Origin of the sequence: Roseobacter sp. HKCC-CH-9208, from assembly GCF_037805125.1 — a bacterium.
Classification (GTDB): Bacteria; Pseudomonadota; Alphaproteobacteria; order Rhodobacterales; family Rhodobacteraceae; genus M30B80.
Genome location: NZ_JBBLYK010000001.1, coordinates 1,809,237 through 1,831,364, shown reverse-complemented (window position 1 = coordinate 1,831,364; position 22,128 = coordinate 1,809,237). Strand labels below are relative to the sequence as shown.

The window sequence follows — 22,128 nt, the reverse complement described above, 5'->3', positions numbered from 1 at the left end:
TCACGCCGACCTTGGTTTCGCGATATCCAGTGCGTCGTCAGCCTCAGGCCCTCTACCGTAGCTCATGCGTTTCATTTGCTTCAATACCCGATCCATTTCATTATCGGAGAGCACTGGCGGTTCACCTAACGCACAGGCGTTAATGTAAATTTTTGCTAGGGACTCTACCTCGATGGCCATTGCAAGGGCGCCGTCAACATTCTTCCCTAGGCTAATTTGACCATGCTGCGCGAGCAGACACGCCATTCTGCCTTCCAGGGCGTCTATCGCTGCATTGGAGAGCTCTTGGGTGCCAAAAGTCGCATAAGGGGCACATCGAAGGGTATTACCGCCCATTAAACCAACGATATAGTGAAAAGCCGGAATGTCTCGATGGTGACAAGCCACAGCAGTGGCGAAGGTGGAGTGACAGTGCAACACAACATCAACGTCTACACGTGTTTTTAGTATATCGCGATGGAAGCGCCACTCCGATGACGGCCGGGGCCCAAGATAGGTGCCGTCCCAATCCATCTGCACAATATCCTCAGGGCTGATTTGATCGTATGGGGTTGAAGAGGGTGTAATCAAAAATCCATCACCATAGCGTACGGAAAGATTTCCAGATGTGCCCTGATTTATACCGTGCGCATTCATCTTTAAGCAGGTCTCAATCATAATGCCGCGCAGTTTCTTCTCATCAGGTTTCATTCAACTCTCTCCCTTGCAAGCCTTTGCCAATCATCGACATATTTTTTCAAACCTTGGACCTTATCCAGTTTGGATGGATGCCCGAGCGTTGGTGGTAAAACTGTAGATGGGTAACATAATGCGACCGCTCCCCTTGAGAGGCCATCAGCCGCCTCATTTATAAAAGTTTTCGCATTAGGCGCGGATAGGGAGCGTATTGAGTTTACCATTGCTGCGTAGAGTGGCTCCTGCAAGTAGCTCCCGTCTAATATCCATGTTCGATCAGGTCCCAAGGTGTTTGCGCACTCCACCGTAAGAAGCGCACTGTGAATGATCGCCAAGGCAAGACGCTGTTCTTGTGTGTCTGGTTTTGGACCGACTATCTGCCCAGAACGCGCAGAACCTGGAAACTGGCCATTATCATCGCCCAAACTCGGTAGCACCATGGTCCCCTGCAATACCAATTCCTGGATCACACTGAGGTCGGCTCTTGCTCCGGCGGGTTGGACACCTGCGATAGTCTCATATTCACGTCCAGCCATCGTCAGTGCGCCACAAACTGGGTTGCCAAACGGATCTGAATTGCACGTCATCCCCAGTGCCTCATTCAGCTGCAGCGGGTCAAATCCCCCAGCGAGGGCCACGGTCCAAGTGCCGGTAGACACAACGGTGAACTCCTCAAGGCCTAACGATTTATAACTATAAAAATTGGCCGATGAATCATGGATCCCCGCGTGCACTTTAATATCAAGAGGCAGTGAATATTTTTGGGCCAATTCCGGTCGTATCTTTCCAAGCACCGCATCAGACGAGGTCATTGGTGGTAATATTCTCTGCCAGTTGCGATCCCGCACTAACTCCGTCCAACTAGACTGAGGCACATTCCACAAGTGAGACTGAGCACCTAAAATTGTAAATTCACTGACAGCCACACCACTCAAACGCCATGCCCAGTACTGTGGAAGGCATAAAAACCACCGAGCATGCTTAATGGCTTCAGGTAGCTCAGTTTCAATCCAAAAAAGCTGACGGGCTACGTGACTGGCACCCATCATTAAGGCCGAACCACGATCTAGGTAGCTGGCCTCAATATTTTCGTACGCCATAGCGATGTCTTCTGGAAGCTCTTGTTCATAGTCGATCATAGGTACTAAGGCTCCATCGCCAACGACCTCATTACGATCCTCAACCAACACTCCACCCGACCCATGGGCCGCTACGATGAGATCTCCAATGAAGTGGTTTTGATTTAATTCAGCTAGTGTAGAGAACACCCATTCGTTTAGCCCGATAAGATCTGTATGCCGCCAATTTTTAGATTCTACCGACACATTCCGAGTCAAGCGGCTATCTATGACGTCACCACTCTTGCTACATATGAATAATTTGACGTTTGATTTGCCGTGGTCGAGGACGGCAACTGTCTGATTATCCATGCTCACTCACTCCCCTACCACAAAGGCACAATACACTTATGAAGAACCGTATTACGCCTACTGCACGCTACCTTTGCGTAAGTTTTGGCTCAATGGGGTTATTAGTTGCAGCCACATCCGATCATCGCTTGTCCGGAACACCATTCATAACACAAACAAAGCGTACTAGTAGCGGTACAGAGATCCAAAAGCGTCAAGAACTCCTCGAAACTTGGTCGCAAATTGACGCGTTCGGCCGCCGAACTTTCATAACGCTAGAGGCGGGAGGCGTGTTATGAACAATCACTTTCGAGACAGTCGCAAGATTGACCCCAGTCGCGGTGCTGTCACCGGTGACAATACGCCCAATGACCAAGATCGAATTGAAATTGGCCCGACTCAACTTGCCTATGCGGAGTGGGCCGATGCGGGTCTACTTCTACCTGATTTGCAGGAGATGCGACGTTATCGTTGGTTCCGCCTAACGCAGGCAATTCAGGCGCGCGACTACGCCGGCCTCTTGCTCTTTGACCCCCTCAATATTCGCTATGCGACTGACAGCACCAACATGCAGCTGTGGAACACCCACAACCCATTCCGTGCAGTCCTGCTGTGTGCGGACGGGTATATGGTAATGTGGGACTATAAGAACGCGCCATTCCTGTCACAATTCAATCCACTTGTGCGCGAGGCCCGGTCCGGGGCTGATCTCTTCTATTTTGACCGCGGCGACAAAATTGACGTGGCCGCGGATCAATTCTCCAATGAGGTGAGGATCCTCCTTGAGGAGCACGCCGGCCAAAACCACCGCCTCGCCGTTGACAAAATCATGATCCACGGGCTCCGCGCGCTCGAGGCGCAGGGCCTGGAGATCATGGAGGGCGAGGAATTGACCGAGAAGGCCCGCTCAATTAAGGGGCCCGACGAGATACGGGCCATGCGCTGCTCGGTCCACGCCTGCGAGACCGCCATGCAGAAGATGGAGGACTTTGCCCGGACCGAGGTGCCGCGTGGCGGAGTTTCAGAAGACGACATATGGGCGGTGCTGCACGCAGAAAACATTCGCCGAGGGGGTGAGTGGATCGAGACACGCCTACTCACCTCGGGCCCGCGCACCAATCCATGGTTTCAGGAGTGCGGTGGACGGATCGTGCAGAACAATGAAATCATAGCCTTCGACACTGACCTCGTCGGCAGTTATGGCATCTGCACTGACATGAGCCGGACCTGGTGGGTGGGCGATCAACGCCCTCGCCCCGATATGGTGGAGGCAATGCGGCACGCTCACGAGCACATGATGAACAACATGAGCTTACTGAGGCCCGGCATCAGCATCCCAGAGCTCGTGGCGAAATCGCATCGCCTCGCAGACAAATACCAAGCCCAAAAGTATGGGTGCCTGATGCACGGCGTCGGACTGTGCGACGAGTGGCCGTTGGTGGCTTACCCCGACCAGGAGGTCGCCGGGGCATTCGACTACACTCTGCAGCCCGGCATGACGCTCTGCGTGGAGGTACTGGTGAGTGAAGTGGGACAGGATTTCTCGATCAAGTTGGAAGACCAGGTCGTCATCACTGAGTGCGGATACGAAAATCTCTCGACCTATCCGTTTGACCCAGCATTATTGGCTTCATAGTGTTCTAGAGACGCACACCCAGTCATGTCGATTTTTTCCAACCCGCGGCAAAATCTAGCCTGCGTGGTTCAGCGTTGTACTTAACCTTTAAAAATATTTTCGCTTTAGCGAATTTTTGAGCCCGACTTTGTGCTGCCAAGGCTACTAATCAATGAAGCTGTGTACACGACAAGTGCGATCCAAATAAGTGGAAAAGCAATTACTTTAGGCCCAGTAAACGGTTCCTTAAAAATGAACACCGCGCACAGGAATATCATGGTCGGAGCAATATACTGTAAGATAGCAATCGTTGTCAGACGCAGCCGCTTAGCGCCGTTGGAGTACAACAACAAAGGGACAGCAGTCACCGCACCACACCCCAGAAGCAGCAGTGTTGTCACAGGACCCTCTACGAGAAAGCTACCCGCTCCAGTTAAAATTAAATAAAATATGTAACCCAGGGCGAATGGCAGCAACACCAAGACCTCCAAAAGGAAGCCTTGATTGGGGCCAATGGGCAAACGTTTTTTGGCTAGTGCGTACATGCCCCAGCTCACAAAAAGTGCCACTGTCACCACAGGCAGGCTACCCGCTGAAACTGTCAATATTACCACAGCAATTACTGCAAAACCGATTGCCACAAGCTGAATTAAGTTCGGGCGCTCTTTTAAAAAAATAGCCCCAAGTGCAACGCTAAAGAGGGGATTAATATAGTACCCTAGCGCGGCATCTAGCGCGTGGTCATTAGCTATCGCCCAAACATAAACTGTCCAATTGAAGGAGATGAGTGCCGCGGTCAAAAGGCCCATAGACAACATCTTCGGCGACTTTAGGGCTTGCACAAGGTCAGACACTCTACCCAATAATATCAAAACTGCGGCAGCTATTGGAACAGACCAAGCTACTCTATGAGCGACAACCTCCGCCGGTGACACATGTGCAAGTAGCTTCATGTAAATAGGAAGTATTCCCCAAAGGAGGTAAGCTGATACAGCAAATGCGAGGCCCGAACGGCTATCTGTGCTTTCGTTTGCCACTCGATCAACCCTAACTCGCAGAAAAAACTTTAGTGCAACATTATAGTGTTCAAGCAGCACACACTGTTACTTCATCACCATTAGCGATTGGTGAATGTATTCGCCAGTATCCTGAGCGCTTTATGGATTTACAGGGTCAGCTGTAGTAAGAAATACACAACTTAGCTAGAAAAATGCGCCTTGAAGCGATCAATGCAACTCCTGAAACCAGCTTCAAAGTCTCCGTCTCCCTTGTGGTATACGCTCTCAAAAGAGATTACCCCTTGGTAGCTGTCTTGTCGTAAGGAACTAGCAATTTTCGGAAAGTAGGGCGCTAGCTGTCCCTCATCCATTCGGCGCACTTCAAGGTGTGCCCTTGGGGTGTCAACTTGGACGTCCTTTATATGAACGTGGCCTAAGTAACCCTGGCTCAATTCCTTGTAGCCATCAGGAAATGCCACCTCGTGACACCAGCAATTATTAGCTGGATCCCACAGAACGCCCAAGACGTCCTTTGCATCCAGATCATCAATCAGACGACGACCCGTGTAACTGGAATTAACCATCGTGCCATTACCCGTTTCAACCACTAACTTGACACGTTCAGCCCTGGCCAACTCGATTGCTGGCGCAATCAGCGGCAGAATAGCGTCCCACGCGCCCTTCGCGACGTTCCATTGCTCTGCTCCATGACTACCCCAAAGTATTTGCTCCTTCTTTGGCGTCATGATCCGTACTAATCCCGCATCTAAAATGTGTGCCATGTCGATGACGCGTTTAAGTGCGTCCATATGGGTTGTGTGGAGTGTGTCACCGGGTTTGTTGTTTTGGGTCATACCCGCAAAGATGTGACGGGAGAGGCAGGAGACGGGCTTACCGCGATCTCTCAAGAGACTGTCCATTTCTTTGATCTGCTCTGGCGTGTGATCACCCACCTCGGCATCCCAAACAAATTGTAATTCTGCGTATTCTAAGTCGAACTCATCCATTACATCGACGGCATGGTAGAGATCACGGCTGATACCGTCACAAATCACACCAAGTTTCATCTAATGGCCCTCGCCCCATCGCGGTGCAATTCTACACCGACTATTTCCTCAATAACCCGCGTACAAACCCAATTGTCTCCATTGGGGTACTTTATTTTACCTGCATGAAACACTTGCATCGCTTGAGCAGCCATATGCAGCGGCACAGTCATTTGCTGTGCCAAATCAAGGGAAATGGTTAAATCCTTGTGCATGGTAGAGATGTGACTGCCCGTCCCCTCGAATTTACGGTCGATTATATTCTCGAGAGCCGCTTTAGTAACGCCACATCCAGCTCCAGATGTGGTGAAAACATCGTGGATCACTTGCCCCGAAATGCCCGCCTTTGCAGCAAGAACACACGCCTCAAAATTCGCTGCGAAAATCGATCCAATTACTGTCTGCAGGCACGCCTTGACTGTCTGACCTTGTCCGGGGGCTGAACCAACCCGATGAATTTTGGCTGACACAGCCTCCATGACAGGCGCCGCACGATCAAGGATATCTGAAGGAGCGGCGGCCATCATTGTAAGTGTGCCCGATTGTGCTCCGGGGAATCCGCCAGACACTGGAGTATCGACCAAATCGAGCCCAGTCGATTTTAATCCTTCTGCGATCTCTTCAAGCTCATGCGGTTTAATTGTGGCAGTGATCAGAATAATTCCACCCCTACGCATGGCTTCCACTAGCCCACCCTTTCCAAAGATCACCTCCTTGGCCTGCGCGCCAGTCATCACCATTACGAACGCTGCGTCCACATTGCGGCCTAACTCGAACAAATTTTCTGCCGGTGTTCCTCCAAACTCAGAAAAACTAGCCATTCGCTTCTGATCAATGTCAAAGCCCCAAGTCTCAAAGCCAGCCTTGATCAAATTCAAAGCCAAGCCGCTGCCCATATCCCCAAGGCCAACAACCGCTGCCTTCATAATCACCCTCCACTGTTCTGCTTGCCATCCGCCGTTAAAAAGCACCGCACAAGCGGCCAAAAGCCAAGAAAAATCCCTTGCAACTTTCATATTTGATGAAATTTGATGTGATATCTGATTTTAAGCGAGTTTATTTGATGTATTTTGATGTATTAGGTACCATATGACTGGTCGCGCTCGTATCAAGGAAATTGCAAGTCTCGCCAATGTTGGCAGTGCCACTGTCGATAGGGTTATACATGGACGCAGCCATGTGTCGGACGCGACCAGACAAAAGGTTCTCCAAGCCAAATCTGCAATAGAGAGTGGTGCGTGGACGGCGCGCAGCCCTAGGCCATGGCATCTAAAGGTGATTTTGCCTGAAATGGCCGGGCTATCCACTGAATATCTTGCCCAATGTTTTAACGAGTTTGGCGCTTTGGGGAATGCCATTGTCGAATGCGCATTTTCGCCCAAACTGGAGCCTGCCGCCTTAGCTCGCAAACTACGCAACTGTGGCTCAGGCAAGTGGGACGTGATTATATTTCAGGCTCTAGAAGATCCAAGGGTTCGTGATGCTGTCTCCTATCTTAATAATAGAGGAGTGCCTTGCCTTAGTCTTCTCTCTCCCCTGCCTAATGCGCCAGTTATTGGGTTTGTTGGTAGTGACGGACGAGCGGCGGGGCGAACTGCGGGGCTCTTAATGGGTCTAGCATGCCCTCACGGCGGCGAAGTTGTAATTATTTCGGGTGGCCAGTTATATCGTTCCCACGAAAATCGAGAAATGGGGTTTCGCTCTTATCTCAGGAGCCACGCAAAGCACCTTAAAATACTTGAAACTGTGCTAGGCCATGACACGGCTGAACAAAATCACGAGAACTTAAGCCGAATTATCCGTAACACTCCCGGCTTGGTCGGGCTGTACAATGTAGGTGGCGGCAACGAAGGGATTGTGCGTGCCCTGAGTGAGGCCAATTTAACTTCAGAAATTTGCGTCATTGCACACAACCTAACACCCAGAACCCGAAGTCATCTAGGAGAGGGCATTTTTCAATTTATTCTTCACCAAGATATGAGACTGATGGCTGAGCGCGCCATAAATGTTTGCCTAAACTACCTAATCAATGGGCAAAGTGACAACATTCACGTGCCTGTAGAGATTATAACCAGGGAAAATCTGGAACCTCGTGATAGCGGCCAGCAAACATTGAATAGTTTGCCTCAATAAATGATTTATTTATTGCCACTTTCGATCATGTGTGAGCGTCATGCTCACAACATAAACGATATGACTTCGGAGCATTCTTGAGCTTTCTCAAAATTAAAACCATACCACAGCTCTTTTGGAGTGCGCCGGTCCCACTTAGTATGCGCCCCCCTTTTACGTCGTGCGCCATGCTCATATTTGGGCTAATAATTTTTGGGTTTGGGGAGACACTCCTCATAGCATCAGGATCAGGGGTGAGCCCATGGACGGTTTTTGCTCAAGGGATTTCACGCCTTACCGGCTGGAGCATAGGGTTGACGACTTTCGTGGTCAGCTGTGCAGTACTTCTTCTGTGGATCCCGCTAAGACAAATGCCGGGCATCGGGACCATTCTAAACATTATCATCGTAGCCTCAGTGATGGATTTAGCGCTGCCACATATCCCAGTTTTTGAAGAACCAATCTTCAAAATAGCTGAAGGCGCATTGGGTGTATTCACGACTGGATTTGGTGGAGCAATTTATTTGATTGCCAATCTTGGCCCGGGGCCGCGTGATGGCCTGATGACAGGAGCTCAGAGGATTACGGGATTACCGATTGTATGGGTTCGCAGCGCAATTGAAATTTTGGTGGTGACTGTAGGGTGGCTGCTCGGTGGAATTGTGGGCATCGGAACTCTTTTATTCGCATTTGGGATTGGCCCGTCGATTGCACTCAGCATGGCTATTTTAATTTCCTTATTTGGCAAAAAAAATTCACACTAATGGAAAGATTTTTAAGTTTTTATCAAATAAAACGCATGCCAAGCTGCTAGGCAGAACCTTCAAAGCCCTCTTGAAGATTACTAAAATTTTTGAGAGCCCGGCCTAATGCGCTAAAAACTTGACCAAATTTTTATCTGCTGATTAGCTCAGAGGGCGTTTGTAATTCTCATAGGCATGGTGAGTTGAGCTTGGGAGGAAATTGATGTGCTGACAGATAAACAAAAAGAATCTTTTCACACCAATGGCTACCTCGTGGTCGAAGATGTGTTTGATCAAGAAACTATCTTGGAACCCGTACGTAAAGAATACGAAAACCTACTCGATGAGCTCGTTGACGGCTGGATTTCCGAAGGGAAAATTGCAGCTAGCATAAAAAAAGAAGACTTCTACACCAAGCTCATGCACTGCTATGAAGCAGGGTGCGACTGGTTCCAGCCGATGGATATTTCCCTGCCAGGGGATGAGATCAGTGAAAACACACCCATGCACTTTGGTCCCGCCGTCTTCAAACTCCTCACCGCTGACCGACTTCTTGACATCGTAGAAGATCTCATTGGTCCTGAAATCACTTCCAACCCAATCCAACATGTTCGATTGAAACCACCAGCGAAAAGATTGCACCAGGACGAGGTCCGTCCCCACATTGGTAACACGGCATGGCATCAAGACCGTGGTGTTGCCCACGATGAAGCCGACGCCACCGACATGGTTACTGTGTGGTGTGCCGTTAACGACGCGACCGTCAGTAACGGCTGCCTGCAAGTTATTCCAAAGAAGACTGAACAGAGCTTATTGCCTCATTGCCCACAGCGACAAACCACAATAGCGGACGGCTTTTTAGAACAGAGCAATGCAATACCTTTGCCCGTTAAGTCGGGCGGCATTTTAATCCTACATCCGTTGACGCCCCACGCGTCACTAGACAACATGACGAATAAATTCAGATGGTCTTTCGATATACGCTTCAACAAAACCGGGCAGCCTACGGGTAGATCACACTTCCCAGAATTTATTGCGCGTAGCAAAGCAGATCCCGGCCAGGTGCTGACAGACTGGAAAGCTTGGAAAAAATCATGGGAAGAAGCGCGGAAAAAACTCTCGACGCAGAGCCACATACCGATCCACCGCTGGACCAGCGACGCGCCATTTTGTGCTTAAATCCCAGTTCCTGTGTGGTCTGGTAGGCTTCACGGTAGCCGAGGCCTATTTCCGTACAACCAAACCCCCAGGTGCGCAGGGGGTGCGGCTGAAATTGGTTAGTTTTCTACCATTGAATGAAAAGCAGCGCGTTAAGTCTTAGGAACTTCTAATCTTCGTATCTGACATCACTGCCTTTCATTAAATCTGGCAACCACTTCGGCATTTTAAGGCCTTGTGCGACCTGCGCATCCAACTCGGCTTCGAGAGATTTTATGCGTTCCAGCTTTTGAATAACATCATCGATCTTGGCAAAGGGAACTACAACTACTCCGTCAAGGTCAGCAACAATCATGTCACCGGTCTCAACCTGTTGGCCACCAATTTGAATTGGAAAGCCAACTGTTCCGGGCCCCGACATGTAGGGAGATGCAGGTGTGAGGCCTGTACACCAAACCGGCAGACCTACTTCGACAATGCCTGAATAATCGCGGACGGGGCCATCGGTTATAAATCCAGCAGAGCCACAGTTTTTGTACATTCCTATCAATCGATCGCCAGCCGCAGCACAACTCTGATGGGCGTCAGAAGACACAACCACCATCTCGCCGCCTTCGATTAAATCCAGAACAGCAAAGCTAGCTAAAACGTCAGCCGGACCCGAATAAGCCGTTATTGCTGGTCCTGCCGCGACACATTTGATGTCTCGGCCCGCACCCAGGGGTTGAATGTTCTCACTCAGAGCGCCTTTTCCATCTAGCGCATCTGCAACAAAGCTGGTCGGTACATTTTGAAAAGCCGCAACCTGCGCTTTGGTAGGACGGCTAATATTCCTCTTGATGATTAACCTTGGCGGATTTTCAATCATAATGGACCTTTTCTCTAACCTGTAAAAATCAAAGAATGACAAATTTACAGCTCACTGGCTATCAATTTTCGTTAGATGGATATTACGTCTACAGCCATCAATTTAGGCCAGTTTCATGAGCGTGTTAGCGAAGTTGACCGAAAAAATGGATCGGTGCGCGGTTAAAATTTTCTTGCTTTTAAAGTGGTCCATTAGACACAGTTAGTTTGATCACAAGGTGTCGAGACAATGGTTCTAGAAAACAAAAAAAGCGTAACAAAGAATAAGGTAGCTAAAGGCCACCTTTCTGGGATGTTAGTCTTCGAATTTTTCTCGACTGGAATGCCCATGATAGCCGCGTCCGCGGGTGCTGATTTTCTTATGTATGACATGGAGCACACCGGAATTGGATTTGAGACATTAAAAAATCAAATGGCTGCATGCAGAGGGCTCGATATTGCGCCGTTTGTTAGGGTACCTACGGTGGAAGGGAACACAATCGGCCAGGCACTAGATATAGGCGCCCATGGTGTGATGATACCCATGATAGAAACTGCTGACCAGGCAAGAGACCTTGTAAAGCGGGCCTACTACCCACCGATTGGCAAGCGCGGCACTGCATTTGGTGTGGCACACGACGACTATTCAGACAGGGCCCCGGCGGCAATCATGGCAGACGCCAATGAAAAAACCATTTTAATCGCCATGATCGAAACAGCTGAAGGGCTTAAAAACGTCGACGAAATTGCTGCCGTCGAGGGTATTGACGTGCTATGGCTGGGACATTTCGACCTAACCAGCTCTATGGGTATACCCGGGCAACTAGATCACCCCGACTACCTTGCCGCTGTGTCGCGGATTGTATCTGCAGCCAACAAAAATGGGAAACTTGCAGGCTTCATGGCCGTCAACAAAGCGGTCGCTGAGGAGTATTGGGGGCATGGATTTCGTATGATTGCCTATGGCATAGATCACATTTTGCTTAAGGCGGAGCTAAACAGCGGAATTAATTTCATCAATTCTCTCAGTAACAAAACCGTAGAGAATTGATGTGCAAAAGTTCAGGGTAGGAATATCGGGTTCAATTTTTGGAAGTGACGGTGCACCGTGCTTCGACCCACAGATCTTGCAAAAACTCATGGATCGCCCGGACGTTGATGCCACGATCCTACCGGTAGAAAAGACCGAAATTGACGCGCATGATGCCGAAAATTTCAATGCAATCTACTTAATGCTGGAGAAAGTTTCATTCTCACAAATAGCGCCACGCACTGGCCCCTTCACTGGTCGGTTACGCCTGCTGGCGCGCCACGGAGTGGGCTTTGACTCAGTTGATATTGATGGCATGAACAACTTAGGAATTATGGTCACCAATACTCCTGATGCGGTGCGCCGCCCGGTTGCCACGATGGCCATGACTATGATGTTGGCTGTGACCCATCGCATTATTGAGAAGCATAATTTGACGCGTGCCGGCGGGTGGTCCCACAATGCCGATTACATGGGCACGGGGCTGACTGGTAAGGTGTTAGGTGTCCTCGGGGCGGGCAGCATCGGCAAAGAAATACTTCGCCTTGCGCAACCTTTTGAAATGAAATTAGCAGCTGCTGACCCAAATTGCTCCGTAGCAGAACTAAGTGCGTTGGGCGCGGAAAAGTTAAGTACTGAAGAGCTTTTTGAAAAAAGTGATGTCCTAATTATAGCGACATCACTCAACCAGGATACTTATCACCTGGTAGACATGAGTAAGCTGTCCAGAATGAAGCGAACTGCAGCTCTAATAAACGTGGCACGTGGTCCAGTGATTAAGGAAGTTGATCTGATCGAGGCGCTTCAAAAAAATTATCTATCGTGCGCAGGGTTAGATGTTTTTGAACAAGAGCCTGTAGACATGGCGAACCCACTTCTCAAAATGGACAATGTGATCACTACATCTCACTCATTATGCTGGACAGATGAATGCTTCGATAACATCGCACGAGATGCGATCGGGAGCGTTCTGTCATACGCTGACCGGAGAACACCTCAATACATTGTAAACAGAAGCGTGCTAGAGCATCCGAGGCAACAATCCTGGTTTTAAAGATTGTTTTTCATTGGTCTATTTTCATCCTGACCAAAATTTGACTAAGATTGCGATGGCCTTGCTTCCTGACGCCTTAAAAGCCAAGCTCTCCAAAAGGCATTATTAGGAGGGTTAATATGAGCGTTACGCTCTTCGATCTGACAGGAAAGACCGCACTGGTTACAGGGTCTTCACGCGGGCTGGGACTTGCTTTTGCCAAGGGTCTGGCACAGGCCGGAGCAAGTGTAATCCTAAATGGTACTAACGACGAGAACCTCGAGGTTGCCCGTGCTCAGCTACAGGGACTGGGATTGAGCACTAGAGTTTCCGCTTTTGATGTCACCAATGAGCAATCCGTTATCTGTGCGTTCCAAGAACTTGATGCAAACGGAATTAAAGTTGACGTTTTGGTCAACAATGCGGGGATCCAGTTTCGTAAACCAATGCTTGAACTGGAGACTAAGGACTGGCATCGCGTACTAGACACAAATTTGACTGCCGCCTTCATTGTTGGTCGCGAGGCAGCTAAGCGGATGGCCGAACGCGGACACGGCAAGATTATCAATATCGGCTCGCTCACCTCAGAGCTCGCGCGTGCGACGGTGGCTCCCTACACTGTAGCCAAGGGCGGCATCAAAATGCTTACTAAAGCCATGGCAGCAGAGTGGGGAGAATTAGGCATTCAGGCCAATGCTATTGGACCCGGTTACATGATCACAGACATGAACGAGGCGCTTATTAACAACCCAAAGTTTGATGAGTGGGTCAAGTCACGCACACCAATGCGGCGATGGGGGCGGCCTGAGGAATTAGCCGGCACGTGCATATATCTTGCTTCGGACGCCTCTAACTACGTGTCAGGACAAATTATCTATGCCGATGGCGGCATGATTTCAGTTCTCTGAAGGTGATCAGAATGAAAATTGTCTTCTACGGAGCGAATGCAGTCAGTTTTCTACCGGGAGTGTCCGACCGGTTAAAAATTCCCCATGAGATCACCAGCGTACCGGACGCGGTTGATCAAATTGCGCAGGATGAACTTAACGCAGCGGACGTTATAGTGGGTGTCCACTTCAAGTCCCCCGTCACCGCTCGAAATGCGCAACTGTTCCAGCTACCCGCAGCAGGCTACGACCAGGTGGCATTTGACGCTCTTCCGGCCACCTGCAAAGTGTGTAATGCCTTCGGCCACGAGAATGCGATTGCCGAATATGTGATGTCTGCCCTTCTATCCCGTCACGTACCCCTGGCGACGGCAGACGCTCAATTGAGAGCGGGAGCTTGGAATTTGTGGGCTGGTGCGGGCCCCAAAGCGCTACGAACCGAACTGGGTGCGCAGGGCATTGGGATCATTGGCCACGGCCACATCGGGCAGGCCGTTGCAGATCGGGCGGCGGCCTTTGGCATGGCGGTGCATGTTGCCAATCGAAGCCCCGTCACCGACAGACACTATACCGCCGTTTATGGTCTCGACGAACTAAACAATATGCTGGGCGCGGTTGACATTGTGGTCAACACGCTCCCGCTCACGCCCTCCACAGTCTCATTGATTGACCACTCAGCCTTTGCCGCCATGCGGCGCCACTGCGTCTTTCTGAACGTGGGCCGTGGCGGCGTGGTAGAAGAAGACGCACTATACGAGGCCCTCGCGGACGAGAAAATTGCAGGCGCAATCATAGACACGTGGTACAGCTATCCGACTGACGCCGCCACACCACACCGCCCCGCGACGCGCCGCTTCGAGGAGTTGTCAAACATAGTTATGACGCCGCACATGTCTGGCTGGACGGACGGCACTGTAGCGCGGCGGCAGGCAACAATCGCGGACAACATCACACGCCTGACCGAGGGCCGTCCACTCATAAATCAGTTAAATTAGGAAACTCTCCAATGACCAAGATTATGCGCGTCACCCTCACTGAATTCGAATTTGAAGCCGCAAATCTGGCGCCATCCGCCGGGGGCAGTTCAATCGGCGGGCTCTATTACAGAAAGGGCGCATCCACTCCAATCAAAAAGTACGCCGTCGAAATAGAGACAGGAGACGGCTGCATTGGAAGTTACGTCGTGAACTGGGGAGCATCACTCTCGGTATTTGGGCAAATGCAGATGCTGGCGCCAATGCTAATTGGCCGCGAGGCGGAGGAGCGTGAGGGGATCTACGACGACCTCAAGCGTGAGGCCCGCCAGTTTGATCATATGGGGCATGGGCCGCTTGATATCGCCCTGTGGGATTGGCAGGGGAGAGCGCTTGGGTGCTCAATAGCAACACTACTCGGTAGCCACCGGCGGGAATTCCCCGCCTATGCGAGCACCTACCACGGCGACCGCAGTGGTGGGCTAGACTGCAAGGAGGCCTACGGTGACTTCGCCTTGGCCTGCAAGGAAATGGGATATCGCGCCTTTAAAATCCACGGCTGGCATGATGGCAATGCCCGAGAGGAGGCAGAGTTAGTGCTTCACGTGCGTAAGGTTGTGGGAGATGAGATGACGCTGATGCTCGACCCAGCCTGTCAGTTGCGCAATTTCGCGGACACGCTTTACGTCGGGAAGGCCTGCGACGAGGCTAATTACTTTTGGCTTGAAGATCCCTACCGCGACAGCGGCGTCTCAGCCTTTGCCCACAAGAAATTACGCGAAATGTTGCGCACTCCGTTGCTACAAACTGAACACGTGCGTGGCGTTGAACCCAAAGCTGACTTCTTAATTGCGGGCGGCACTGACTTCCTGCGCTCTGATCCCGAATATGACATGGGGATCACGGGCTGCCTTAAAATTCATAATATGGCCGAAAGTTTTGGCGTGGATGTCGAAGTGCATGCCTGTGGACCCGCGCATCGCCATATGATCGCCCGCAGCCGCAACTCAAATTTCTACGAGGTGGCCCTGGTGGGGCCTGACTGCCCAAATGCAGTTCCGCCAGTGTATGAATGCGGCTACACTGACCAACTCGTCTGCATTGACGAAAACGGCATGGTCCAATTGCCTGATGGCGTGGGGCTTGGCGTGGCTTACGACTGGGAGTTTATTGCCGCGCACAAAACACACCAGCTCATTTACAACTAGAGGGCCGATCTAGTCATCAAGACAATATTGGGCCCTGAGCTGGCTATTGGATCTAATCCACACTACAAAATATCATTGAGGCTCAAAAGCACCTTCGGCAGAGAGGCGGCATCCGCACCGCATGAAAAATTTTATTCCAAAAATCGTTGAAGAGAGCCTCAAGCTGTTGGTGCAGCGCCCCGAGTGGGTTCAAGTCGGCGCACTGTGCTATCGCCAGAAAAAAGGGAAATTACAGATCCTGCTGGTCACGAGCCGCGGCACGAAGCGTTGGATTATTCCAAAGGGCTGGCCAATGCCGGGCAAACACGGGTCCCCCGCTGCAAAGCAGGAAGCTTGGGAGGAGGCCGGCGTGGCTGTTGCTCAGATCGAAAGCGAACCGCTCGGACAATATCGCTATCGCAAGAAAATGGCGAGTGGCCTGGCCCTGCCCGTCACGACTTTTGTGTATCCCTGCGAGGTATCGAAGGTCACAAAAAACTACCCCGAGAAAAGCCAGCGTAAGCGTAAGTGGTTCACCCCGAAGAAGGCAGCCAAAAAAGTTTCGGAACCCGAATTAAAAAAGATGATCTTAGATTTCTCGATAGCGATAGCAGGACAAGATACACCCGTGGGGCGCTGACGAACTTCACGGCCTTGGAGAGAGATATGGCACAAAATCAGTTTGATCCACGGCACTTGGAGACCCTCGACCGTGACCTCGATCGTCTTTCTGCAATTGAAGTTGCGTCTAATTATGTTTCGCGCCCAATTGTTGGCCCCAGCCTTGCGTTTGTTTTCATTGCGATAGCCGGTTTAGCCAGTGCCACAATGTTCGGCTTCTCCGATGGTGGCTTCCTAATTGTGTTGGCAGCAATTTTTGGTGCCTACATGGCACTCAACATTGGAGCCAACGACGTCGCAAATAATATGGGGCCAGCCGTAGGCGCAAAGGCAATTACAATGGCCGGCGCAATCGCGATTGCCGTTGTATTCGAGAGCGCGGGCGCGTTGATAGCGGGCGGAGATGTGGTCTCGACCATTGCGAAGGGCATTATTGACCAATCCGCACTGTCTAACACCCAGAGTTTCATTTGGGCTATGCTCGCCGCCCTATTGGCCTCTGCCCTGTGGGTTAACCTAGCGACTTGGATTGGCGCGCCAGTGTCCACCACTCACTCAGTTGTGGGCGGGGTCATGGGCGCGGGCATCGCCGCCGCGGGGTTGGCCAGCGTTAATTGGCCCACCATGAGTGCGATCGCGGCGAGTTGGGTCATCTCACCCGTGTTGGGTGGCGTCATCGCGGCGGGCTTTTTGGCGCTGATCAAGTCTCGGATCATCTATCAGGAAGATAAAATTCAGGCGGCTCGAAAGTGGGTGCCGATTTTACTTGGAATTATGGCCGGTGCATTTGCAACTTACTTGGCGCTCAAGGGCATCAAGAAGTTAGTGAAGATTGATCTCACCACAGCGCTCGGTATCGGAGTGGCAGCGGGCATCTTAGTCACAATCCTAATGTTTCCAGTGATCAAGAAACAATCCGAGGGACTGGAAAATAGAAATAAGTCGCTCAAGGTATTGTTCCGCATACCGCTACTCGTCTCCGCGGCATTGTTGAGTTTCGCACATGGCGCAAACGACGTGGCCAATGCCGTGGGTCCGCTTGCTGCCATTGTGCAGGCCTCGAAATCAGGTATGGTGGAAAGTACCGCAGCCATTCCCCTTTGGGTCATGATTATTGGGGCGCTCGGGATCTCATTTGGCTTATTCCTATTTGGCCCTAAGCTGATCCACATGGTCGGCAATCAAATCACGAAACTTAACCCAATGCGGGCCTACTGCGTGGCCCTCTCAGCGGCTATTACGGTTATTGTGGCCAGCTGGCTCGGGCTACCAGTAAGCTCAACTCACATAGCGGTTGGTGGTGTCTTCGGAGTGGGCTTCTTCCGAGAGTGGGATGCAGATCGTCGGCGACAGAGACTACAGATTGGCCTATCGAAATCTGACCTACCGGGGCGCGAGGAGAAGAAGCGCCGCAAGCTGGTACGCCGGTCACACTTCATGACGATTATCGCCGCATGGGTGATAACAGTCCCATCTGCGGCCTTAATTTCAGCAGCAATTTACTTGGTATTTTCAAACCTCTGAGACGACTATTGTCTACCCAGCGTTATTTGCTAGCCCATAGGCAGTCCTCAGGTGGTTAAAGTGGCGTGCCGCCATACCACGATAGGCCACCCAACCCTCTGCGGTATCCCTCGCCACTTTATCCTCTAGCACCGCCAGGGGGCGTCCAGTTGCATAGGCCAGCATGAGGGTCTGGGCCGCACGCTCGAAAAAATAAAGATCCTCAAACGCATCGGCAACGGTAGGTCCCACGACAGTGACGCCGTGGTTGCCCATCACGAGCACTGATTTATCAGACAGGGCCTCTGCAATCCTTTCGCCTTCCTCTAGCGCGTCCGCAATGCCACCAAAGTGCAGGTCGTACGCGACCCGGCCGAAGAAGCGTGCAGTGTTATTGTCAATCGGCCAGAGTGTGGGGTCTTCAAGGCAGGCTAAGGCAGTCGCATAGGGCGAGTGCACGTGCAACACCACACGCGCGCTCGGCAGTCGCCGGTGGATTGTCCCATGAATACACCAAGCAGATGCATCGGGCGCATTATCCCGCGTCATGACGGATGGGTCACCTGAGTTTAAGGCCAAGAGATCCTCGGGACTGATAGTCGCAAAGTGCTGCCACCGGGGATTTAGAAGAAAGACTTTGCCATCCGGGTCTAGCGCCGCGCTGAAGTGGTTACCGACACTTTCGCTCCAGCCGAGAGCGTGACAAATTCGAAACGCATCGGCTAATTCTGCGCGCAGGGTAATTTCATGTTCGTCCATCATGACTTGAACCGCCCCTCACTGACCAATGCGCGATATGTCGAGCGCATCTCGCCGCGATCAACGTAGCAACCGCGCAGATAGCGATCTCCACTCGTTGCTGAATAGGCCGCGCGCCCGTGAACAATTCGGTGATTATCAAACACCATGCACTCGCCGCCCTTCATCATGAAGCGCATCATATACTTGTCCTCTTGGAGCATACGGCCAAACCGGCAGAAGGCGGGGTAATACTCGTCCAACAGCGTCTGATCGAGGTCAAAAATATCTGCCATGTGCTGGCTAATTGTGAGACCCGACACCTCGCCATGATTGTCGAGTTCAATCACAGTCTGGCGTGAGCGTGCATCGTAGTGGTCGTGTTCACAGAAGAACGGAATTGAGATCGTTGAGAGGAGCTCAAACCCCCGTGGGTCTCGCAGCCGGAAGTCATTAGCCACTGCAACGCCATCAGAGTAAAGGCTCTGCCCTCCCTCAACTGTGTTGACACGACAGTGAAGGAACTGAATGCCCGGCGCAAACTCCTCGGCGGGTGTGTCTGTGTGTAGCTCGAGCGCAGCCGAGGTGTAGGCGGTGTTGGTTGGATTGATGTGAGTGCGCACATCAAAATACGTGCCGAAGAATGTCGGGCGAACATACCCCATCAACTCAGCAGTCTGGGTCAATCCCTCGTCACTGTCGGGCATGTCCGTGACTATCGTAAAGCCATGGACGATCATGGCCTCAATCCACGCTGAGCGCTGTCCAGTGTCTGCAAGGAGATCCGCTTGCGCAAAACGCGGAACGTTGGGGTAGTGATCGCTGTACCAAGCCTCACGCTTGAGGTCAGCTGGATCTGGGCGGGGCTTGCCAATTGCATAAGTTTCAATCCAGTGCAGCGGCATGCGCGTCACGTGATCCTCGTCTGCCCACTCAACGTGCAGGATGCCATCAACAATCCGGGCTGCTTTCGCTCTTGGCGCTTGCTCTAAATGAAAAATGTCAAAACTGCGTTCACGCGTGACTGGGCTGAAGGAACTAGGGCAATTGTCGCGCAGCCAATAATAATTTAGGTAGCGACGGCCCTGCTTGGGTAGGGTCACGAACAGGCCCCTATCCCCCAACTCTACTGCCGTCACGACTGAGGATTTTCCGTCAAGCATTACTTTAGTCCAGATGATTGCAATAATAAATAATTACAATTGCACATTGATTTTTTTAAATATAGATGGATTTATATGAATATAACATAAGTCATGAGTTATAATCATATTATGGACCACTTCCCCCCACTTCGCTTGTTAGTCTGCTTTGAGGCATTCGCCCGGCACGGATCCATGCGCGAGACTGCCGCACAAATGAACGTGAGCCAGCCAGCGATCAGCCAGGCGATTAAGGCGCTCGAGGAATATATTGGCACCACACTATTGGATCGGCGCCGCAAACCAGCAAGCTTGACGGAAGAAGGTGAGATGCTGGCACGCTCTGTGCGGGAGGGATTGAGCCAAATTCGCGCTACCATCAGCGACATTCAGGCAGCGCAAGCGGGACATGAGCTGCAAATCACAGTCGCTTGCACTCTGGGGGTTGCAACCTATTGGCTGATGCCCCGCCTCCCGCAGTTTTACGCGCTGCACCCAGAAATAACGGTGAATGTCCAGGCGCCACCCACAGACTTACCGGTACTGTCGCCGGATATCGATCTGGCCCTGCGTTATGGGGCTCAGAATTGGCGCGACGGGCACAACGAAAAGCTGTTTGATGAAGTGGTCTGTCCCGTGGGAGCCCCTAAGTTCATCGACACACTGCGAGCAAGTGGCACTCCAATATGGAGCGCCCCCTTGATACATGTGCGAAACCCGCACACACAACACTGGGCCGGGTGGGAGGCCTATCTCTCAGCCAAGGGCATGCCAGCGCCCAAGCAGGCAGGGCACTCATTCAATAACTATGTCCAAGCCATGCAGGCAGCTCTGGATGGCCGAGGCCTCATGCTGGGGTGGCGCTCAATTACTGCTGGCGCAATTAATGACGGAACACTTCGACCACTCGCAGATCTAGCCCATAATTTTGGCACGGCATATTACATCTCAAGCTCGAAAACACCGACACAAAATACCCGCTCGTTTATTAACTGGATCAAGACGGTGGCTTAGTCCGCGGGGCTAAGTCTACAAATTATATCGACGTGCAGTTATCTTTCATCTTGATAGAAACAACACGCATGGTAGCCTCACTTAATGAGCGATCCGATTCCAGAGTTGAGACTGTGGCAAGCCGTCCTGTGGAGGGCCACTCAGGATTTACAAACAAGCGAAAGCAGCAGAGGTCGAGAGTTTCAAGACGTCAGGCGCTGGATTGGGGAATACCCATCGAGGGACTTTCGAGAAGTGTGTATGATGGCGAACTTGGAACCTGATTTTGTACACCCGCGGCTTCATAAAGCACTATCAGAAAAGTTAGAGCACCTAGCACCACACAAACAAAGTAAAAACTTTGCCGCCGAGTAGTAGTGGCGACTGAGCTATACTGCTAGTGGGGGTAAGTTATGTTTGGGTGTGCAAAAATTTACTTCCACGGGCAGTCTGCTTGCCAATCAGCGCATTTGCAGATGGGCTCAGGAGACTTCGCGGAGCAATCTGAAGAAAAGCATCGAAACTACGAGCACTGCTGCAAAACCTAACACATCTCCGACAAAAACAGCGCCAGAGGCCCGCACGTCTGTTACATCCAAAGTGTAGTGCAGGGCCGCATTCATCATTGCACCAAACGCACCTGCGAGAACCAGACTTTTCCAATCGATTGAAACCGCGAGATAATTACGCTCGATAAAGTCAAAGCGGCTCAATACCTCAAAGGCCAGAACGCAGGCCACGAGACTCCCCAATGCCAGAACAAGCCCTTCGAGGATCGTGGCCGCATCACCCCCAAGCCCCGCATAGACCGCGCTGATAGGCAGAAGGTAGAGGATGCTTCGCCACCCAAATAAATAGGCCGCTAGCACCCGAACACCATGCGGGAAGAACAGCACACTGCCATAAATAATGCCCGGCACCACGGACTGCTGCAATTTATCCGACACAACGAATACAGCCTCAAAGGCCATCGCGTAAAAGATCGAACACATGACCAAGGCCACAAGATCGGTCATAAGTGCATGCCGCATACGCACAGCCTTACTCGGGAAATTAAAAGATCAAGCCACGATAATATAATCGGACTTGCGACCTGCGCCTGCGCGCTTCAGCTTGCCCTTATCGATCAGGCAGCGCAGGGTGCGAAACTTTGTGCTCACGGGCATGTCCGCAATCAAATCCTGCGCCTCTAAATCATGCAGCGAAAATGAGCCGTCTGCTTTTGCAGCCAATGCCGCGGCACTGAGCACATATTTCTCAGCCTCAGTGAGTTGGTGAATGCCCACTGACGCCTCCATTTTTTCCAACGTATAGCGCAACCGCGCGACATTGGTGAGGAAGTCAAAATTCATAGCCAATTGCCTGCACCTTACAAAAGTTTGCCTCACTGGGTTAGATTATAACCCGCGAAACACTTG

General features: G+C 51.3%; 22 protein-coding genes and 1 pseudogene. 13 read left to right on the top strand and 10 right to left on the bottom strand.

Going from position 1 to position 22,128, the window contains the following annotated elements:
• Together AAC621_RS09210 and AAC621_RS09205 are read right to left on the bottom strand one after the other, a co-directional pair.
• Entirely contained in the window at window positions 1–690 is a 690-nt protein-coding gene (locus tag AAC621_RS09210; RefSeq protein WP_340254659.1) for a class II aldolase/adducin family protein, read from the bottom strand.
• Window positions 687–2,105: an FGGY family carbohydrate kinase gene (locus AAC621_RS09205; protein ID WP_340254656.1), complete on the bottom strand. Its 1,419-nt coding sequence runs from the start codon at window positions 2,103–2,105 to the stop codon at window positions 687–689. The genes AAC621_RS09210 and AAC621_RS09205 overlap by 4 nt, the downstream gene beginning before the upstream one ends.
• 274 nt (window positions 2,106–2,379) lie before the next feature.
• Between AAC621_RS09205 and dddP the strand changes: the two genes are divergently transcribed.
• On the top strand, window positions 2,380–3,720 hold the full coding sequence (dddP, locus tag AAC621_RS09200) for a dimethylsulfonioproprionate lyase DddP (RefSeq protein ID WP_340254653.1): 1,341 nt from the start codon (window positions 2,380–2,382) through the stop codon (window positions 3,718–3,720).
• A 104-nt stretch (window positions 3,721–3,824) separates the two neighbouring features.
• Here the strand turns inward: dddP and rarD are convergent, their stop codons facing one another.
• The 3 genes from rarD to AAC621_RS09185 form a co-directional block, all read right to left on the bottom strand.
• Window positions 3,825–4,757, bottom strand: a complete 933-nt coding sequence (gene rarD / locus AAC621_RS09195; RefSeq protein ID WP_445322520.1) for an EamA family transporter RarD — start codon at window positions 4,755–4,757, stop codon at window positions 3,825–3,827.
• A 140-nt stretch (window positions 4,758–4,897) separates the two neighbouring features.
• Window positions 4,898–5,764 carry a sugar phosphate isomerase/epimerase family protein gene (locus AAC621_RS09190; protein WP_340254647.1) on the bottom strand — a complete coding sequence of 289 codons (867 nt, stop codon included), beginning with the start codon at window positions 5,762–5,764 and terminating at the stop codon, window positions 4,898–4,900.
• Entirely contained in the window at window positions 5,761–6,669 is a 909-nt protein-coding gene (locus AAC621_RS09185; protein WP_340254644.1) for an NAD(P)-dependent oxidoreductase, read from the bottom strand. Before AAC621_RS09185 ends, AAC621_RS09190 begins: the two co-directional genes overlap by 4 nt.
• Window positions 6,670–6,832: 163 nt before the next feature.
• Here AAC621_RS09185 and AAC621_RS12275 point away from each other — a divergent pair.
• From AAC621_RS12275 to AAC621_RS09170, 4 genes and pseudogenes are all read left to right on the top strand, one after another.
• Window positions 6,833–6,946 (top strand): annotated as a pseudogene (locus AAC621_RS12275) (LacI family DNA-binding transcriptional regulator); the annotation flags it as partial.
• Between the two features lie 72 nt (window positions 6,947–7,018).
• Window positions 7,019–7,876, top strand: a complete 858-nt coding sequence (locus AAC621_RS09180) for a substrate-binding domain-containing protein (RefSeq protein WP_340254637.1) — start codon at window positions 7,019–7,021, stop codon at window positions 7,874–7,876.
• A 140-nt stretch (window positions 7,877–8,016) separates the two neighbouring features.
• Window positions 8,017–8,619 (top strand): membrane protein YczE, encoded by a 603-nt coding sequence (gene yczE / locus AAC621_RS09175; protein ID WP_445322519.1) that lies wholly within the window; start codon window positions 8,017–8,019, stop codon window positions 8,617–8,619.
• A gap of 204 nt (window positions 8,620–8,823) precedes the next feature.
• Complete coding sequence (locus AAC621_RS09170) at window positions 8,824–9,777, top strand: phytanoyl-CoA dioxygenase family protein (RefSeq protein WP_340254631.1); 954 nt, start codon at window positions 8,824–8,826, stop codon at window positions 9,775–9,777.
• Between the two features lie 148 nt (window positions 9,778–9,925).
• Here the strand turns inward: AAC621_RS09170 and AAC621_RS09165 are convergent, their stop codons facing one another.
• On the bottom strand, window positions 9,926–10,624 hold the full coding sequence (locus AAC621_RS09165; RefSeq protein ID WP_340254628.1) for an RraA family protein: 699 nt from the start codon (window positions 10,622–10,624) through the stop codon (window positions 9,926–9,928).
• 228 nt (window positions 10,625–10,852) lie between these two features.
• On the opposite strand from AAC621_RS09165, the gene AAC621_RS09160 reads away from it, so the two are divergent.
• From AAC621_RS09160 to AAC621_RS09130, 7 genes are all read left to right on the top strand, one after another.
• On the top strand, window positions 10,853–11,653 hold the full coding sequence (locus tag AAC621_RS09160; RefSeq protein WP_340254625.1) for an HpcH/HpaI aldolase family protein: 801 nt from the start codon (window positions 10,853–10,855) through the stop codon (window positions 11,651–11,653).
• A 1-nt stretch (window position 11,654) separates the two neighbouring features.
• Entirely contained in the window at window positions 11,655–12,686 is a 1,032-nt protein-coding gene (locus AAC621_RS09155) for a 2-hydroxyacid dehydrogenase (protein ID WP_340254622.1), read from the top strand.
• A 119-nt stretch (window positions 12,687–12,805) separates the two neighbouring features.
• Complete coding sequence (locus AAC621_RS09150; RefSeq protein ID WP_340254619.1) at window positions 12,806–13,573, top strand: SDR family oxidoreductase; 768 nt, start codon at window positions 12,806–12,808, stop codon at window positions 13,571–13,573.
• 11 nt (window positions 13,574–13,584) lie between these two features.
• Window positions 13,585–14,547: a 2-hydroxyacid dehydrogenase gene (locus tag AAC621_RS09145; protein ID WP_340254616.1), complete on the top strand. Its 963-nt coding sequence runs from the start codon at window positions 13,585–13,587 to the stop codon at window positions 14,545–14,547.
• Between the two features lie 11 nt (window positions 14,548–14,558).
• Window positions 14,559–15,734 carry an enolase C-terminal domain-like protein gene (locus AAC621_RS09140; RefSeq protein WP_340254613.1) on the top strand — a complete coding sequence of 392 codons (1,176 nt, stop codon included), beginning with the start codon at window positions 14,559–14,561 and terminating at the stop codon, window positions 15,732–15,734.
• Window positions 15,735–15,855: 121 nt separating this feature from the next.
• Window positions 15,856–16,353, top strand: coding sequence for an NUDIX hydrolase (locus tag AAC621_RS09135; protein WP_340254610.1), 498 nt, complete (start codon window positions 15,856–15,858; stop codon window positions 16,351–16,353).
• A 26-nt stretch (window positions 16,354–16,379) separates the two neighbouring features.
• Complete coding sequence (locus AAC621_RS09130) at window positions 16,380–17,858, top strand: inorganic phosphate transporter (RefSeq protein ID WP_340254607.1); 1,479 nt, start codon at window positions 16,380–16,382, stop codon at window positions 17,856–17,858.
• Between the two features lie 12 nt (window positions 17,859–17,870).
• Here AAC621_RS09130 and AAC621_RS09125 read toward each other — a convergent pair whose 3' ends face one another.
• Window positions 17,871–18,599 (bottom strand): class II aldolase/adducin family protein, encoded by a 729-nt coding sequence (locus AAC621_RS09125; protein WP_340254604.1) that lies wholly within the window; start codon window positions 18,597–18,599, stop codon window positions 17,871–17,873.
• A complete protein-coding gene (locus AAC621_RS09120) occupies window positions 18,596–19,738 on the bottom strand; it encodes a TauD/TfdA family dioxygenase (RefSeq protein ID WP_340254601.1) in 1,143 nt (380 codons plus the stop codon). Before AAC621_RS09120 ends, AAC621_RS09125 begins: the two co-directional genes overlap by 4 nt.
• Window positions 19,739–19,831: 93 nt before the next feature.
• Between AAC621_RS09120 and AAC621_RS09115 the strand changes: the two genes are divergently transcribed.
• On the top strand, window positions 19,832–20,731 hold the full coding sequence (locus tag AAC621_RS09115; RefSeq protein ID WP_340254598.1) for a LysR substrate-binding domain-containing protein: 900 nt from the start codon (window positions 19,832–19,834) through the stop codon (window positions 20,729–20,731).
• 461 nt (window positions 20,732–21,192) lie between these two features.
• Here AAC621_RS09115 and AAC621_RS09110 read toward each other — a convergent pair whose 3' ends face one another.
• Together AAC621_RS09110 and AAC621_RS09105 are read right to left on the bottom strand one after the other, a co-directional pair.
• Window positions 21,193–21,741 carry a hypothetical protein gene (locus AAC621_RS09110; RefSeq protein ID WP_340254595.1) on the bottom strand — a complete coding sequence of 183 codons (549 nt, stop codon included), beginning with the start codon at window positions 21,739–21,741 and terminating at the stop codon, window positions 21,193–21,195.
• A gap of 30 nt (window positions 21,742–21,771) precedes the next feature.
• Window positions 21,772–22,062, bottom strand: coding sequence for a hypothetical protein (locus AAC621_RS09105; RefSeq protein ID WP_340254592.1), 291 nt, complete (start codon window positions 22,060–22,062; stop codon window positions 21,772–21,774).
• Window positions 22,063–22,128 lie beyond the last annotated feature (66 nt).